At 64.4% G+C, this 14427-nt stretch carries 12 protein-coding genes; 1 reads left to right on the forward strand and 11 read right to left on the reverse strand.

The genetic code is table 11. From position 1 onward, the window contains the following. Positions 1-112: 112 nt before the first annotated feature. Positions 113-2188, forward strand: coding sequence for an acetate--CoA ligase family protein (locus J0H39_13445; protein ID MBN9497754.1), 2076 nt, complete (start codon positions 113-115; stop codon positions 2186-2188). Here the strand turns inward: J0H39_13445 and J0H39_13450 are convergent. From J0H39_13450 to J0H39_13500, 11 genes are read right to left on the reverse strand one after another with little or no spacing between them, the layout of a single operon-like run. Continuing rightward, entirely contained in the window at positions 2185-2592 is a 408-nt protein-coding gene (locus tag J0H39_13450; protein ID MBN9497755.1) for an OB-fold domain-containing protein, read from the reverse strand. The genes J0H39_13445 and J0H39_13450 overlap by 4 nt on opposite strands. Positions 2593-2594: 2 nt before the next feature. Then, complete coding sequence (locus J0H39_13455; protein ID MBN9497756.1) at positions 2595-3764, reverse strand: transporter; 1170 nt, start codon at positions 3762-3764, stop codon at positions 2595-2597. Between the two features lie 19 nt (positions 3765-3783). After that, positions 3784-5106: an FAD-binding oxidoreductase gene (locus tag J0H39_13460; protein MBN9497757.1), complete on the reverse strand. Its 1323-nt coding sequence runs from the start codon at positions 5104-5106 to the stop codon at positions 3784-3786. A gap of 24 nt (positions 5107-5130) precedes the next feature. Further along, on the reverse strand, positions 5131-6183 hold the full coding sequence (locus J0H39_13465; GenBank protein MBN9497758.1) for an amino acid ABC transporter permease: 1053 nt from the start codon (positions 6181-6183) through the stop codon (positions 5131-5133). Continuing rightward, positions 6176-7366, reverse strand: coding sequence for an ABC transporter permease subunit (locus tag J0H39_13470; GenBank protein MBN9497759.1), 1191 nt, complete (start codon positions 7364-7366; stop codon positions 6176-6178). Before J0H39_13470 ends, J0H39_13465 begins: the two co-directional genes overlap by 8 nt. Before the next feature lie 41 nt (positions 7367-7407). Continuing rightward, entirely contained in the window at positions 7408-8457 is a 1050-nt protein-coding gene (locus J0H39_13475) for a transporter substrate-binding domain-containing protein (GenBank protein MBN9497760.1), read from the reverse strand. 20 nt (positions 8458-8477) lie between these two features. Continuing rightward, positions 8478-9659 (reverse strand): M24 family metallopeptidase, encoded by a 1182-nt coding sequence (locus J0H39_13480; protein ID MBN9497761.1) that lies wholly within the window; start codon positions 9657-9659, stop codon positions 8478-8480. Then, positions 9659-10408, reverse strand: coding sequence for an SDR family oxidoreductase (locus J0H39_13485; GenBank protein ID MBN9497762.1), 750 nt, complete (start codon positions 10406-10408; stop codon positions 9659-9661). The genes J0H39_13480 and J0H39_13485 overlap by 1 nt, the downstream gene beginning before the upstream one ends. A 23-nt stretch (positions 10409-10431) precedes the next feature. Next, positions 10432-11301, reverse strand: a complete 870-nt coding sequence (locus J0H39_13490; GenBank protein ID MBN9497763.1) for a 3-keto-5-aminohexanoate cleavage protein — start codon at positions 11299-11301, stop codon at positions 10432-10434. A gap of 2 nt (positions 11302-11303) precedes the next feature. Then, positions 11304-12656, reverse strand: a complete 1353-nt coding sequence (locus J0H39_13495; protein MBN9497764.1) for an aspartate aminotransferase family protein — start codon at positions 12654-12656, stop codon at positions 11304-11306. 12 nt (positions 12657-12668) lie between these two features. Next, positions 12669-14249: an aldehyde dehydrogenase family protein gene (locus J0H39_13500; protein ID MBN9497765.1), complete on the reverse strand. Its 1581-nt coding sequence runs from the start codon at positions 14247-14249 to the stop codon at positions 12669-12671. Between the last annotated feature and the right edge of the window lie 178 nt (positions 14250-14427).

A 14427-nucleotide genomic window follows, 5' to 3' on the forward strand; every position in this document is an offset into this window, starting at 1 on the left:
TATGCACCAAACGGTACTATTTATATCTTCCGTTATCCATATAAATCGGATTCTTGAAAAAGTTATTTGTTCATAATAGAACTTTATGCGTTCGCCGCTTCTGGAGTTGGACATGTCGCTGGATAAGGTGTTCTCGCCGCGTGGTATCGCCGTCGTCGGGGCTTCCGACAACGCCAAGAAATTCGGCGGGTTGACGCTCGAAAACCTCATCAAGGGCGGCTATCAGGGCAATCTCGTGCCGATCAACGCGGCACGCCCTTCGGTCATGGGCCTGAAATCCTACGCCAAGGTCAGCGAGGCACCCGGCCCGATCGACGTCGCCGTTCTTGCCATTCCCAAGCGCGCCATTCCCGACGCGATCCGCGATTGCGCCGCCGCCAAGGTCCAGTATCTGGTCATGATGACCGGCGGCTATAGCGAAACCGGCGAAGCCGGCCGCAAGGAAGAAAAGGAGATGATCGCGCTGGCTCGTTCGCTGAACATGCGCGTCCTCGGCCCCAATCTGCTGGGCCTCGCAAGCTCCCCTTCGAAAGTGCTGATGAACGCGTCGCTCGCGATGCGCGAAGTGCCGGCCCGTCTCGGCAATATCAGCCTGGTCAGCCAGAGCGGTGCGGCGATGGGTGTGCTCTACAATCGCGGGGCGCGCGAAGGTGTGGCCTTCCGCCATCTGATCGCGCTGGGCAATCAGGCGGATATCGAAATTTCCGACGTGCTCGAATACTACGCGGACGATGCCGGCACGAAGGTCGTCATGTGCAGCGTCGAAGGCTTGCGCGATCCCGAGCGTTTCCTCGCCGCCGCCAAACGCTGCCACGCCGCCGGCAAGCCATTGCTGCTGGTCAAATCGGGCCGCACCTCGGCGGGCGCCGTGGTGGCCGCCACGCATACGGGCAGCCTCGCTTCCGCCTATTCCGCCTTCGCCGCGCGCTGCGAAGCCGCCGGCATCGTGCTGGTCGAGAGCGAGTTGGCGATGGCGCGGCTCGCTTTCCTCTACGACAAATTCGGGGAAGCGCCGCAAGGGCGCGGCATCGCCCTGCTCTCGCCCTCCGGCGGTGCTTTGGTGCAGACGACCGATGTCGCAACCGAAACCGGCGTGCGCTTGTCGAAATTCGCGGCCGAGACGGTCAAGCGCCTGGAAGAGCAATACACGCCGGGCCTGACCGCCAACCCGCTCGATTTCGCCAATCTGCGCGACAACAGCTTCATCGATGTGGGCGACGGCGGCGCCAAGATCGTGTCCGAAGATCTGGATGTCGGCGGCATCATCGGCGTGCTGGGGACCGCGCATAATCTCGACGAGATGGTCACCGCAATGACCAACGCCGTCGCCGGCAAGAAGCCGATCGTCTTCGCCGTGCTGCCGGGCTCCAACGGCGACAAGGCGCGCGTGGCCGCCGCCGAGCTGGGCGCCCTCGCCGTCGATTCGATCGAGGACAGCGTCGAAGTCTTCCGCCGCTGGTTCAAGTCGCGCCCCGCGGTCAAGGCACCGCCCGAGCGACCGAAGAACGTGAAGCGCGTCGACGCCGCCAAGCTGCCGAAGGCCACGATGCTGGGCGAGTTCGAAGCGAAGGCGTTGCTGGGCGGCTATGGCGTGGGCGTCTCGCGCGAAGCCAAGGCAGCGAACGCCGAACAGGCCGTCCAGGAAGCCGACAAGATCGGCTATCCGGTCGTGCTGAAGGGTTTCGGCGCAACGCTGATCCACAAAAGCGACAAGGGGGCCGTAAAGCTCAATCTCGCCGACGCGGCCGCCGTGCACGCGGCTTGGATTGAGATCGCCAAATCGGTCGGGCCGGGCCTGGAAGGCTGCGTCGTTGCTGAGATGGTGCGCGGCGAAGCCGAACTAATCGTCGGCGCGCTACACGACCCGCAATTCGGGCCGATGGTGATGTTCGGGGCCGGCGGCATCCTGGCCGAATTGATCGAGGACGTGGTCGTTCTCGCCGCGCCGGCCGAGCCCGCGACGATCCGCGCCAAGCTCGAAACCCTGAAGGTCGCGAAGATCCTGAAGGGTATTCGCGGCAAGCCCGAATGCGATATCGACGCGGCGGTCGACGCGATCTATCGCGTCAGCCTGTTCGCGGCCGATGCGGCCCCCAAGGTCGCCGAGCTCGACATCAATCCGCTGATCGTGCGCAAGAAGGGCGACGGCGCCGTCGCCGTCGATGCCCGCATCCGGACCGCTGACTAGCGGATCCGGAATTTCGGCATCGTCACGTCGTCGGCCACCTTCTCGAACACGATTTCGAGCGGCAGGTCGAGCCTGAGCGCGTCGAGCTTTGCATCGACGATTTGCGAGACGATCCGCGGGCCTTCTTCCAGCTCCACGATCGCGACGGCATAGGGCACGTCGCCCGCGAAACCGGGATGGAAGGCGCGGTGGCTGACCGTCCAGGAATAGAGCTTGCCGCGCCCGCTGCTCTTCTCCCAGGTCCAGTCGCGCGAACCGCATTCGGCGCAAGAATAGCGCGGCATGTGGCGCCACGTTTGGCAACCCGCGCAACGCTGGAATCGCAATTCGCCGCGCGCGCAATGTTCGTAGAACTCGCCGTTCAGCCCGTCGCGACGCGGCAGCGGCTTGGGGGTGTCGCTCATCCCTATCTCCTCAAAATCGCGATGCTGCCGTCGCCGAAATCGCCCCAGCCGGTCACGGCACCGATCTCGCAGTCCTTGACCTGGCGATGCGCGGTCCCGCGCAGCTGGCGCACGGCTTCGACGATATGGTTCAGGCCCCAGACATGGCCTTCCGAATGCAGGCCGCCATGCGTGTTGACCGGCAATTTGCCGTCGATGGCGATGTTGCCGTTCATCACGAAATGCCGCGCCTCGCCGCGCTTGCAGAAGCCGGCGGCTTCGAGCTGCATCAGCGCCACATAGGTGAAGCAGTCGTAGATCTGCGCGAAATCCATATCGGCCGGCGTGGCCCCGGCCATTTCGAACGCGCGATGCGCGATATGGGTGAGGCCCAGATCGAGGATATCCGACCGGTTCATGATGTCGTCGGCGGGATAAGGATGGCCTTCCGCCACGCCGCTGACGAAGACCGGGCGTTGCTTGAGGTCCCGCGCACGTTCGGGCGTCGTCACGATCAACGCCGCCGCGCCATCCGTTTCCAGGCAGCAATCGAACATCCGATGCGGCTCGGAGATCATCGGCGAGGCGAGATAAGCCTCCATCGTCAACGGCCGGTCGCGCATATAGGCGCGCGGATTGCCCTGCGCGTTCGCACGGGAATTCAACGGAATCTGGGCGATTTCCTCCTGCGTCGTGCCGTAGAGCAGACGGTGCCGGTTGGCGATCCAGGAATAATATTGCACCGGCACGAAGGCGCCGTTGGGCGCCAGGTAGTTCTTCACCGCCTGGCTCATTTGATTGTCGGCGTAGAATTGCGATTCCGGGCGCGCGCGCACCGATGTGCGCGCTTCCGAATAGCCGTTGCAGCCGAACGGGATCAGCACGTAGTTCGCTTGACCGGTCGCCACCGCCATCGCGGCGGATTGCAGCGTCGAGACGGGGGCCGCCCCGCCGATCTCGATGATCGAGGTGTAGCGCAGATCCTTCAGGCCGAGATGGACCGCGACCGATTCCTGGAAGATGTAACGCGACGACGAAAAGATCAGCCCGTCGATCGCCGAACGCTTCACGCCGGAATCGGCGATGGCGTTCAACGACGCGTCGACCACCATGTCGATCACCGGTCGGCCGGGCCCGCGCGTATTCGGCGTCTCGCCGATGCCGACGATGCAAGCTTTATCCTTCAAACTCATATCGTGCCGTCCTTCATAGTCAGGGGCGTCCGCCGTCGCGCCAATCGAGGAAGTCGTAGAACTTCATGTAGAACGGCACGAACCAAGGATTACCCCAGTAGATCGGGTGCCCGGGCATCGCGCGCTCGCGGAACACGGTTTCGCCTTCCGGCCGGCCGAGCATCCCCCAGGCGAGCTTGCGGCCTAGATAGGTGCCCATCGGAATGCCCGCGAAGCAATAGCCGGCGGCAAAGTGGATACCGTCCTGCGTGCCGATATGCGGATAGAGGTCGATCGTGCCCGCACAGCGCCCGGTCCATACGCGGCCGAGCTTGCGCCCGTTCAGGCCGGGCAAAATCTTGCGCGCGTCAGCGAATAGCTTTTCGCCGATCGTCGCAAGATCGGCCGGCGGGCGGCCGCCGGTGCGCCCGCCATAGAGCACGCGCTTGCCGTCGGGCGATTGGCGGAAGAAATTCACGTTGCGGTTCGCGTCGATATAGACGCGATTGCCCGGCAGGATCGCGCGCATCGCTTCCGGCGACAATTCCTCGCTGGCGATCATGAACGCGTCGAACGGCACCAGACGGCGGCGGAACCAGCCGGGAATGCCGGGCCCCGTGTGGCCGTTGGTCGCCACGATCACGTCGCGCGCGGCAATCGGCCCTCGCGATGTCGTCACGCGGAAGCGTGGCACCGCCGCCGTGCCGATATTGTCGATCGACTGGACATCCGTGCCCGGCAGCACGTTCACGCCCGCTTTCTTCGCCGCCGCCAGCAGGCCCAGATGATAGAGCCCGGGATGCAGCGACGCGGATTCCGGCAGATAGGCGCCACCCACGAACAACGGCGAGTCGAGTTCGGCTTTGAGGCCCGCGCGATCCAGCATCGTGTAGTCTTCGCCCAGATGCTGCTTCTTCGCCGCGCACTCGGCCTCGACCAGTTCGAGCTGCTGGGGCGTGTAGGCGAGGATGACGCGGCCCGAGACGCGATACTCGCAATCGATCCCCTCGCCCTTCGTCACCTCGCCGACCGAGTCATACGCCGCCTGCATCTCGCGATAGATCGCGGTGGCTTTCGCAAGACCCAGGTCCGACACGAGCTGCGTGAATTCGTGCTTCAGCACGCGGCCGATATGGCCCGCGTTGCGCGACGTGGCGCCGATGCCCGCCTCGCCGCGGTCGAGCACGACCACATCGCGCCCGCCGCGCGCCAGCTCGCGCGCGGCATTGAGGCCGGTCACGCCCGAGCCGATGACAACCACGTCCGCCTTGGCGGGCAGTTGCGCTTCGACGATCGGCGGACGCGGGGCGGCGATCCACCAGAACGGCGTTTTGGCGAAATCAGCGGCGCGGCTGTCGGTCATACGGATTCCATTAAGGCTACGGGATCAACGGCGGAACGCCTTGTCCATTCGACGTTCGAGATAGACGCCGTAGCGGGACAAGGAATAGCCGAACACGAGATAGATCAACGCCACGACCAGATAGACTTCGACATAGGCGAAGGCCCAATCGCCCGTGCCCAACGCGGCGGAGGCCGAGGCGGTCATATCGAAGAAGCCGACGATCGAGACGTAGGACGTGTCCTTGAATGCCGAGACGATCTGATTGACCGTCGGCGGCATCGAAATGCGGAAGGCTTGCGGCAGCGTGACGAGACCTTGGATCTGCCAGCCCCGTAAGCCCAGCGACTTGGCTGCTTCGGCTTGGCCGGGATCCACGCCCTGCAGGCCGCCGCGGATGATCTCCGCCTGATAGCAGGCGAAGAACATCGCGTAGCCGACGGCCACGCGCGTCAGGCGTTCGCCCGCGAGTTCCGCAGGGATCAGCAGTGGGATCGCCAGCGCGAAGGCGAAAAGGATCGCGATCAAGGGTACGGCGCGCACGACGTCGATGACGATTCCGATGGCGGCGCGCAGCCAGCGCGGCCCGGAATGGCGGCCGATCGCCAGCAAGATCGCCATCGGCATGCCCAGGATCAGCATCAGCGCGAAGACGTAGAAGGTGAGCGCCAACCCGCCCCAATTGCTGCGGGGCACTGGCCGCAAGCCCCAGATGCCCCCGCCCATCAGGATCATGTAGGCGGCGAAGGCCGCGATCCACAACGCCGCGAGGCGCAACACCGTATGCGTACCGCGCCAACACGACAGCACGCCCGCGACGATCATCACGATCCCGGCGAGAGCCGCGCGCCACTGCTCCTCGAACGGGTAAAGGCCGAACAAGATCAGGCGCCCGCGTGCTTCGATCACCGCCCAGCAAGCGCCCTTGCCGAGATTGCGGCATTCCAGCGCGGACGATGCCTGCCACACCGCGTCGACGAAGGCCCATTGCATGAACAACGCGGCGAGATACGCGATCAACAGCAACGCCGCGAACGACACCAGCCCGTCGATCGGATTGCGCCAGAAGCCGCGCATGGCGTGGACGGCGCTAGCCATGATTCTTGCGCCCCGGAATCTGGAAGCGCCGGTTCGCCACGTCCATCGCCACCGCGATCGTGTAGTTGATGACGAGATAGGCGAGGATCATCACGAAGATGACCTCGAGCGGCCGTCCGGTCAGCGACGAACTCGACGATGCGACCGAATAGATATCGGTAAAGCCGACGACGATGCCGATCGACGTCACCTTCAGCACGATCATGTATTCGCCTGCGAGCGGGGGCATGATGCTGACGAGTGCGAGCGGAATGCGGATCTTGATCAGCGTCACCAGCGGCGACAGGCCCAACGCCTTGGCGGCATCGATCTGACCTTGCGACACGGCGCGGAAACCGGCGCGAAAAATCTCCGCCAGGAACGCGCCGCGATAGACGGCAAGCGCCGCCGCCAATGCCGCAAGCTCCAGCGGCAAGCGCAAGCCGCCCCGGAAATTAAGGCCGGCGAGAAGCGGCCAATCGAAGACAAGTGCGGCACCGATGGCGCGCGGATCGGGCGCAATATAGAAGAGTGCAGCCACGAATACGGCGAAGAGTGCGATATCCCAGCCGAAGCGCAGCGGTGTCACGCCTTCGCGGCGGCGGCGCCATAAATTATAGGCGATCAACAACACGGCGATCGCCGCACCTAATACCAGCGATGCGATCACGGGGTCGGTCGGGCGCGGCAGGAACAAGCCGCGATTGGTTAGAAACGCGCCCAGGAATTCATGCGCGCCGCGTGGCGACGGCAAGCGCAGCACGACCGCATACCAAAACATCGCCTGGATGATCAGCGGGATGTTGCGGATGACATCGACATAAAGCCGCCCGATACCCGCCAGCACCACATTGCCGGTCGCGGCGGCGAGGCCGACGGCGAAGCCGATGATCGTCGCGCCGAGAATACCGAGCGCCCCCGCCAGCAGCGTGTTGCACAACCCCACCAACAATGCGCGCGCATAGGTGTCGCGGCTGGTGTAGGAAATGATCGCGTAGGGAATGTCCCAGCCGGTCGGCTCCAGCAGGAAGCGGAACGTGCTGTCCGCGATCGCCGCTTGCCAAGGCAAACGATCCACCACCCAGATCGCGGCCGCGACGGCGAGAATCAGGATCAGCGCCTTGGCACCGGTCCCACCCCATTTGCCCTTCGCGATGCCCTGGCCAGACAGTGTCGTGATCCTTCCGGAAAAAACCGGGCGCATCCGCCGTATGGATGCGCCCGGCATCATACCAAGTCCGCCGATCAGTCGATCAGCATCGGCACCAGAACGCCGCCGTCTTTCCACAGCGCGTTCATGCCGCGCGCCAGCTTGTAGGGCGAGCCCGCACCGAAGTTGCGGTCGTAGATCTCGCCGTAATTACCCATCGCCTTGATGGCGTTGTAGGCCCAGGCTTCGTCGAGGCCGAGGCGACGGCCGATACCGGGCGTAACGCCCAGCAACTTCTCGACCACCGGGTTCGGCGGCGAAGCCTTCATCTGATCGACATTGGCCTTCGTGATCCCCTGCTCTTCCGCGATCATCAGCGCGAACAGCACCCAGTTGACGACCTTCACCAGACGCTCGTCGCCTTCGCGCATGATGACGACCTGCGGCGCCACCGCGATCACGTCGGGCAGGACCTGATGGTCGTTCGGGTTCGACTGGTCGGCGCGCGTGATCGCCGCCGTCGGGCCCCACATCATATTGGCGTCGCAACGTTTCGCGGCGTAGGCGGCGCGTTCTTCCTCGCGCTTGTCGAAGGTCAGGACTTCGGCCTTGATGTTCTTGACCTTCAGGAAGTCCGACAGATAGCGGATGTTGTTCGAACCGCCCGAAGTGCAGATCGTGCCGCCGTTGAGATCGGCCGCCGTCTTCGGGCCGGTATGCGCCAGGAACTGGAACGCGCCGAAGAGATACGGAATGCTGAAGACGTAGCCGAGCTCGGTGTCGCGGCTCATCGTCGCGTCGGTCGTCTTGACCAGGATATCGATCTCACCCGAGTTCAACGCGGGCCAACGCTGCGCGAAGCTGATCGCGGCGAACTTGGTCTTGTCGGGCGAACCGAGGATCGCCGTGGCGATCGCCTTGCACAGGTCGACATCCAGGCCCTTCCAGTTACCCTTGTCGTCGACTTCGGTGAAGCCGAGATTGGAGCCGTTATGACCCGCGCACGCCATCACGCCGCGCGCCTTTATCGCCTCGACCGTCGGGCTCGGCTTGATCTGCACGGGCGCGGGCGCTTGCGCCGCTGCCATACCGCACAGGCCCAGCGAAAGAGCTGCGGCCGATGCGAGGGTTGCGAATGTCTTCATGGATGTGCCTCCTGTTTGGGTCAGTCGTTGACGATCAATTCGAAATCGAGAACGGTGAGTGGTTTGGCACCGCTTTCATCGATAAGCAGCGTTTCGCCGAGGCCCACGCTCCAGGAATCGCCCCAGAGGGCCGGGATCAAAAACAGCGTCATGCCGGGTTGAAGCTTGGTCATGTCGCCGGAACGCAAGCTGATCGTGTGTTCGCCCCAATCGGGCGGAAAGCCGATGCCGGTCGAGTAACCCACACGGCCCGCGCGCTTGAAACCCGCCGCCTGGATCGCGGCGATGCATTCGGCGGCCACGTCCTGGGCGACAGCACCGGGCACGCAGGCGCGCATCGCCGCCTTCATGCCGGCGGCGATCGCCGCAGCGGCTTCTTGGTGCAGCGCGTCGGGCTTGCCGATCGAAACGGTGCGCGCGATCGGGCAATGGTAGTGGCGATAGGCGCCGGCGAACTCGAGCACCACAAGCTGGCCCGGCCGATAAGCCGCATCCGACCAGGTCGTGTGCGGCATCGCCGGACCGTTGCCGTCGATGATCAGCGGCGCAATCGCCGTGTAGTCGCCCGATACGCCCGTCGACGGCGCGGTCTGCGCTTGAAGGATTTCGGCGGCGGTGTCGCAGGCGCGTCGTCCCGCGCGCACCGTGGGCACGGCGCGCGTCAACGCCGCCGTGGCGATGGACGCGGCCTCACGCATACACGCGATTTCGGCCGGTTCCTTGACGAGGCGCCGCCAGTTGACCAAATCGCCGTCGTCGACGATCCGCGCATCGGGCAGGCCGCGGCGCAGCGTGTCCACGCCGCGCGGCGACACGAAATACCCGTCCATCGCGATCGCGATCGTCGCGTTGCCCCAGCCCTCCGCCAGAATCTGCTCGGCGACGAAATCGTAGGGATGGCGCGTCGGCGACTGGATGCAATCGTCGCCATAAGGGCGGATCGATGCTGCATCGAGAACGGGCGAGCGCGATGCCGCCACGCGATCGACCGACCGGCCGATCCAGATCGGCGTTGCACGATCCTGCGCAACGACCAACATCTGATGCAGATAGAACGACCAGCCGTCGCAGCCCGCTAGGTAGAACATGTTCTCGGGCGACGGCACGAGCAGCACGTCGATGCCCGCTTCCCGCATCCGCAGCTTCGTGCGGGCGAGGCGCGCCGCATGATCGAAGGCCGGGATTGCGGGCGCGACGTTCATCAGAATCGGCCGCCGGAAACGTTGAGCACGGAGCCGGTGCAGAACGACGCCTTGTCGGACAGCAGGAACAGCACGGCTTCGGCCACTTCCGACGGCTGGCCGACGCGCTTCATCGGCACGGTCGCCTCGATCTTGGCGAAATGCTCGGGCGTGTTCATGTCGGTGTCGATCGGGCCGGGCCGCACCGCATTGCAACGGATACCGTGATCGACGCCTTCCAGCGCCAGACCGACGGTGAACGTGTCGATGGCGCCCTTGCTGGCGCCGTAATGCACCCAGTCGAACGGATTGGCGCGCAGCGCCGCGACCGAGGAGATATTGACGATCGCCCCGCCTTTGCCGCCATGCTTGATCGACATGCGCTTGATCGCCTCGCGCGCGCACAGGAAATAACCGGCGACATTGATGCGGAACACGTCGTCCAGCGTCTTGGCGTCGATATTTTCGATCGTGCATTTGCGCACGGTGTCGCTGGCGCTGTTGACCAGATGCGTGACCGGGCCCAGCGCCTTGTCGGTTTCGGCGAACAGGCGGACGATATCGGCTTCCGCGCCCATATCGGCCTGAACGGCGATCGCGCGTTGACCGCCGCGCACGATGTCCTCGACGACCTTCTCGGCGGGCGCACGGTTGTTCTTGTAGGTCAGGGCCACGTCGTAGCCCGCCGCACCCGCCAAACGCGCGATCGACGCGCCGATGCCACGGCTCGCCCCCGTCACTACGAGAACTCTTCTGTTACCGGCCGACATCGTCGCTCCTCGCGTTGTTCCGCTCACTTCAAACCCAGAATCTGGCGTGCCTCGCGTGGGGTCGCGACCGTGCCACCCAGATCGCGCACGATACGCACGGCCTTGGTCACCAAAGCCGCGTTGTCGGGCGCCAGGACGCCTCTTTCGAGATAGACATTGTCTTCGAGACCGACGCGCACTTGGCCGCCCAGCAGGAAGGCCTGGGCCAGCATCGGATACTCGAAACGGCCGATACCAAAGGCGCTCCACACCGCGCCCGGCGGCAGAATGCTCTGCACATAGGCGAGTGTTTGCGGCGACGCATCGACGCCGTATTTGACGCCCATGACCAATTGGAAGAACGGCGTGCCGGGCAGAGCGCCTTCCTTGATCAGATCCTTGGCGAGATGGATATCGCCGGTATCGAAGCATTCGAGTTCCGGCTTCACGCCCGATTCCACGATCAGCTTTGCCATGCGGCGCAGATTGGTCGGCGTGTTGATGACGACCTGCGCACCCGAATTCATCGTGTTGAAGTCGAGGCTACAGATCTCCGGCTTCAGCGCAACGATATGTTCCACACGCCGCTCGGGCGTGGTCAGCGTCGTGCCCGGGGCCGCGACCTTGGGCTCGTCCGGCGACGGCACGAAACGCCCGCCGGGGCCCGTGGTCAGATTGATGACCATGTCGGGGGCACCCGCGCGCACGCCCTCGACCACCTGGCGATAGAGATCGAGTTCCATGCTGGGTGCGGCCGTCACGGGATCGCGCACATGAATATGCGCGATCGCCGCCCCGGCCTTGGCCGCGTCGACGCAAGCCTTGACGATCTCCGCCGGTGTCGTCGGCAGTTCCGGATGGTCCTTGCGGGTCGTGATATTGCCGGTAACGGCGCAGGTGAGGATCGTGGCCATGTTCAAGCCTTCGCGTGGCGTTCGATGGCGCGGTCGATGGCGACCGGCAGTTTCTCGGCGATTTCGGCGACATGGGACTCGTCGATCACATAAGGCGGGGCGAGCAGCACATGCGCGCCGCGCTTGCCGTCGATCGTGCCGGATGACGGATAGACCATCAGGCCGAGATCCAGTGCCGCCGCCTTGACGCCCGCCGCGATGGCCCCGCCGCGCTCGAACGGCTTCTTGGTCGCGCGATCTTCGACCAGTTCCAGCGCCATCAGCAGGCCGCGCCCGCGAATGTCGCCGACATGCGGATGATTGGCGAAATGCTCGTCGAAGATGCCGCGCAACTGGCGACCGCGCTTCTGGACGTTGGCGAGCAGGCCTTGCTTCTCGACGACGTCGAGCACGGCCAAAGCCGCCGCCGCTCCGCACGCATGGCCCATATAGGTGTGGCTATGCGCGACGGCGCCCGAGCCATCTTCCATCGCCTCGACGATCTTGGGCGCGAGCAGAACCGAGGCGATCGGCTGATAGCCCGCCCCCAGCCCCTTCGCGATGACGGCGATGTCGGGCGCGATTCCTTCCTGCTCGAACGCGAACCAAGTGCCCGTGCGGCCCGAGCCCGACATCACCTCGTCGAGGATCAGCAGCACACCGTATTTGTCGCAGATCTCGCGGATGCGCTTGAAGTAGCCCGCCGCACCGGGGGCGGCCCCCAGCGTGGCACCGGTCACCGTCTCGGCGACGAAGGCCGCGATGTTCTCCGGCCCTTCGCGCAGGATTTCGGTTTCCAGCTCGTCCGCGACGCGGCACGCGTATTGCGCTTCCGTCTCGCCATCGCGCTTGTCGCGATAGAGATAGCAGGGCGCGATATGCGCGACCGAAAACATATAGGGCAGATAGGGCGCGCTGCGCACCGCGTGGTTGCCGATCGACAACGTGCCCAGCGTGTTGCCGTGGAAGCTTTGGCGGCGCGCGATGAACTTGCTGCGCGACGTCTCGCCTTTTTCGACGAAATACTGGCGCGCGTTCTTCAGCGCCGCTTCCATCCCTTCCGACCCGCCGCAATAGAAGCTGGCGCGCGCGAAAGCACCGGGCACAATCCCGGTCAGGCGCGTGGCCAGCGTTTCCAGCACATCGGCGGTGAAGTAGCCGGTATGGGCGAAAGCGAACGCGTCGAGCTGACGCTTGATCGCGTCGATCACCGTGCGGTCGGAATGACCGAGGCAGGACACGGCCGCCCCGCCACACGCATCGAGATAGCGCCGGCCGGCCTGATCGACAAAGTAGACGCCGTCGCCCTTGGCGGCGAGCGGCGGCACCTTGCGCACTTCGCGGTGCAGGACGCGGCTCGTATTCGCGTTCGCCATCGCTTCGGCTCCTTAGCGCGACTTTTCCATGATCGTGTGCGACTGCTCGCGCATGAATTGCGGCAGATCGTAGGGACCGAAGCCCCCCTTGCCGGAAACCCCGGACCCCTTCCAGCCGGCGAAGGTCTGGTAGGTGGGCCATGCACCCGTCGTGGCGCCCGACGCGCGGTTGGCGTAAAGCACGCCCGCTTCCGCGCGGTCGAGGAAGAGTTGCAGCTCCGCCTTGTCTTCGGCGTAGGCGCCGGCGGTCAGGCCGTATTTTACCGAATTGCCCGTATCGATCGCCGTTTCTAGATCGTCATAGGGCACGAGGGCGATGAACGGCAGGAACAGCTCGTCCGTCAGCAGGCGATGCCCGGCGGGGAGGCCCGCGACGATCGTCGGCTCGACATAGAAACCACGATCGAAAATGCCGCCCGACACGCGCTTTCCGCCATGCAGGATTTTGCCGTCCTTGGCGGCGTCGGCGGCGGCCTTCAGATAGGTATCGAGCGCGTCCTTCGAAATAATCGGGCCGATGAACGTGCCCGACTCGCGCGGATCGCCGATCGTCAGTTTCTTGGTGAAGGCCAGCAGTTTCGCGACGAATGCGTCATAGACCTTTCGGTCAATATAGGCGACCTCGGCGGCACTGCATTTCTGGCCCTGCAATCCGAACGCGGAGCGCGCGACACCTTCCGCCGCGATTTCGAGATCGGCCGACTTGGTCACGTAGACCGGATTCTTGCCGCCCATTTCGACGATCACGGGGCGCATATACGGCCCTTGCGCGAATTGACGGAAGATCGACATGCCGACATCGTGCGAGCCGGTGAAGGCGATCGCATCGATGCCCTTGGCCGAAGCGACCAATGGCCCGGCCTTGTCGCCGCACACCATGTTGACCACGCCGGCGGGCACACCCGCATCGGCCAGGATCTTCACCAGCAGGCTAGCGGTCAAACCGGCGGCGGGGCTGGGCTTGTAGACAACCGCATTGCCCGAGACGATCGACGGAATGATCATCTTGAACGACAACGCGACGGGGAAGTTGAACGGCGCGATCACGCCGAACACGCCATAAGGCTTCAGCACCGTCACCGTGCGCTCCTCAGGCACGGCGCGCGACAGCGTCGTCTCGAAGCCCTGGTTCTTTTCGAAATCCGCGCAGAAATGGCGGATCATGTCGACGGCTTCCTCGACTTCGCCCATCGCTTCCAGGCGCGACTTGCCGACTTCGAGCAGATTGGCGACGCCGAGCTCGTATTTGCGCGCCTCCAGGATCGTCGCGGCTCGGCGCAGGATCGACAGGCGCACCGACCAATGCAGCCCGTACCAGCCGGGCTGGGCCTTGCGCGCGGCGGCGACGGCGCGCGCGACCGCCGCTTCCGAGGCGTCGAAGAATGTTCCAAGTTGTACTTTATCGTCGAAGGGGGCCGGTACCGTATAGGCAGCGCCGTCGCGATCTTCCTTGCCGTCGATCACGTTCGGGATCGTCTTGCCCAGGCCCGCGACGAATTCAGGAATATAGCCATCCAGAAGCTTGTGAACGCCAGCGAAATTCTCGCGGACATTCGAGTAGGTGACCCGCGGCAACACTTCGGCCAATGGCATGTCCCTGTTCCTTCGCTTGTTCGAACGGGGACATTATTAGTTCTATATAGAACATTTGTCAATGCGCCGGAATTTGCGGAAACCCGTAGGATCACGCAATTTCGTACGCAACCAACGGGACCGACACTCGGCGCATTATCTTTGCAATGGAACTTTCCCGCCGTACCGAATCGGGTAT

This window comes from Alphaproteobacteria bacterium (assembly GCA_017308135.1).
GTDB lineage: Bacteria > Pseudomonadota > Alphaproteobacteria > CACIAM-22H2 > CACIAM-22H2 > Tagaea.

Coding starts and splice junctions, on each gene's coding strand:
- J0H39_13445 (MBN9497754.1), top strand. CDS start 113: ATGTCGCTGGATAAGGTGTTCTCGCCGCGTGGTATCGCCGTCGTCGGG.
- J0H39_13450 (MBN9497755.1), bottom strand. CDS start 2,592: ATGAGCGACACCCCCAAGCCGCTGCCGCGTCGCGACGGGCTGAACGGC.
- J0H39_13455 (MBN9497756.1), bottom strand. CDS start 3,764: ATGAGTTTGAAGGATAAAGCTTGCATCGTCGGCATCGGCGAGACGCCG.
- J0H39_13460 (MBN9497757.1), bottom strand. CDS start 5,106: ATGACCGACAGCCGCGCCGCTGATTTCGCCAAAACGCCGTTCTGGTGG.
- J0H39_13465 (MBN9497758.1), bottom strand. CDS start 6,183: ATGGCTAGCGCCGTCCACGCCATGCGCGGCTTCTGGCGCAATCCGATC.
- J0H39_13470 (MBN9497759.1), bottom strand. CDS start 7,366: ATGCGCCCGGTTTTTTCCGGAAGGATCACGACACTGTCTGGCCAGGGC.
- J0H39_13475 (MBN9497760.1), bottom strand. CDS start 8,457: ATGAAGACATTCGCAACCCTCGCATCGGCCGCAGCTCTTTCGCTGGGC.
- J0H39_13480 (MBN9497761.1), bottom strand. CDS start 9,659: ATGAACGTCGCGCCCGCAATCCCGGCCTTCGATCATGCGGCGCGCCTC.
- J0H39_13485 (MBN9497762.1), bottom strand. CDS start 10,408: ATGTCGGCCGGTAACAGAAGAGTTCTCGTAGTGACGGGGGCGAGCCGT.
- J0H39_13490 (MBN9497763.1), bottom strand. CDS start 11,301: ATGGCCACGATCCTCACCTGCGCCGTTACCGGCAATATCACGACCCGC.
- J0H39_13495 (MBN9497764.1), bottom strand. CDS start 12,656: ATGGCGAACGCGAATACGAGCCGCGTCCTGCACCGCGAAGTGCGCAAG.
- J0H39_13500 (MBN9497765.1), bottom strand. CDS start 14,249: ATGCCATTGGCCGAAGTGTTGCCGCGGGTCACCTACTCGAATGTCCGC.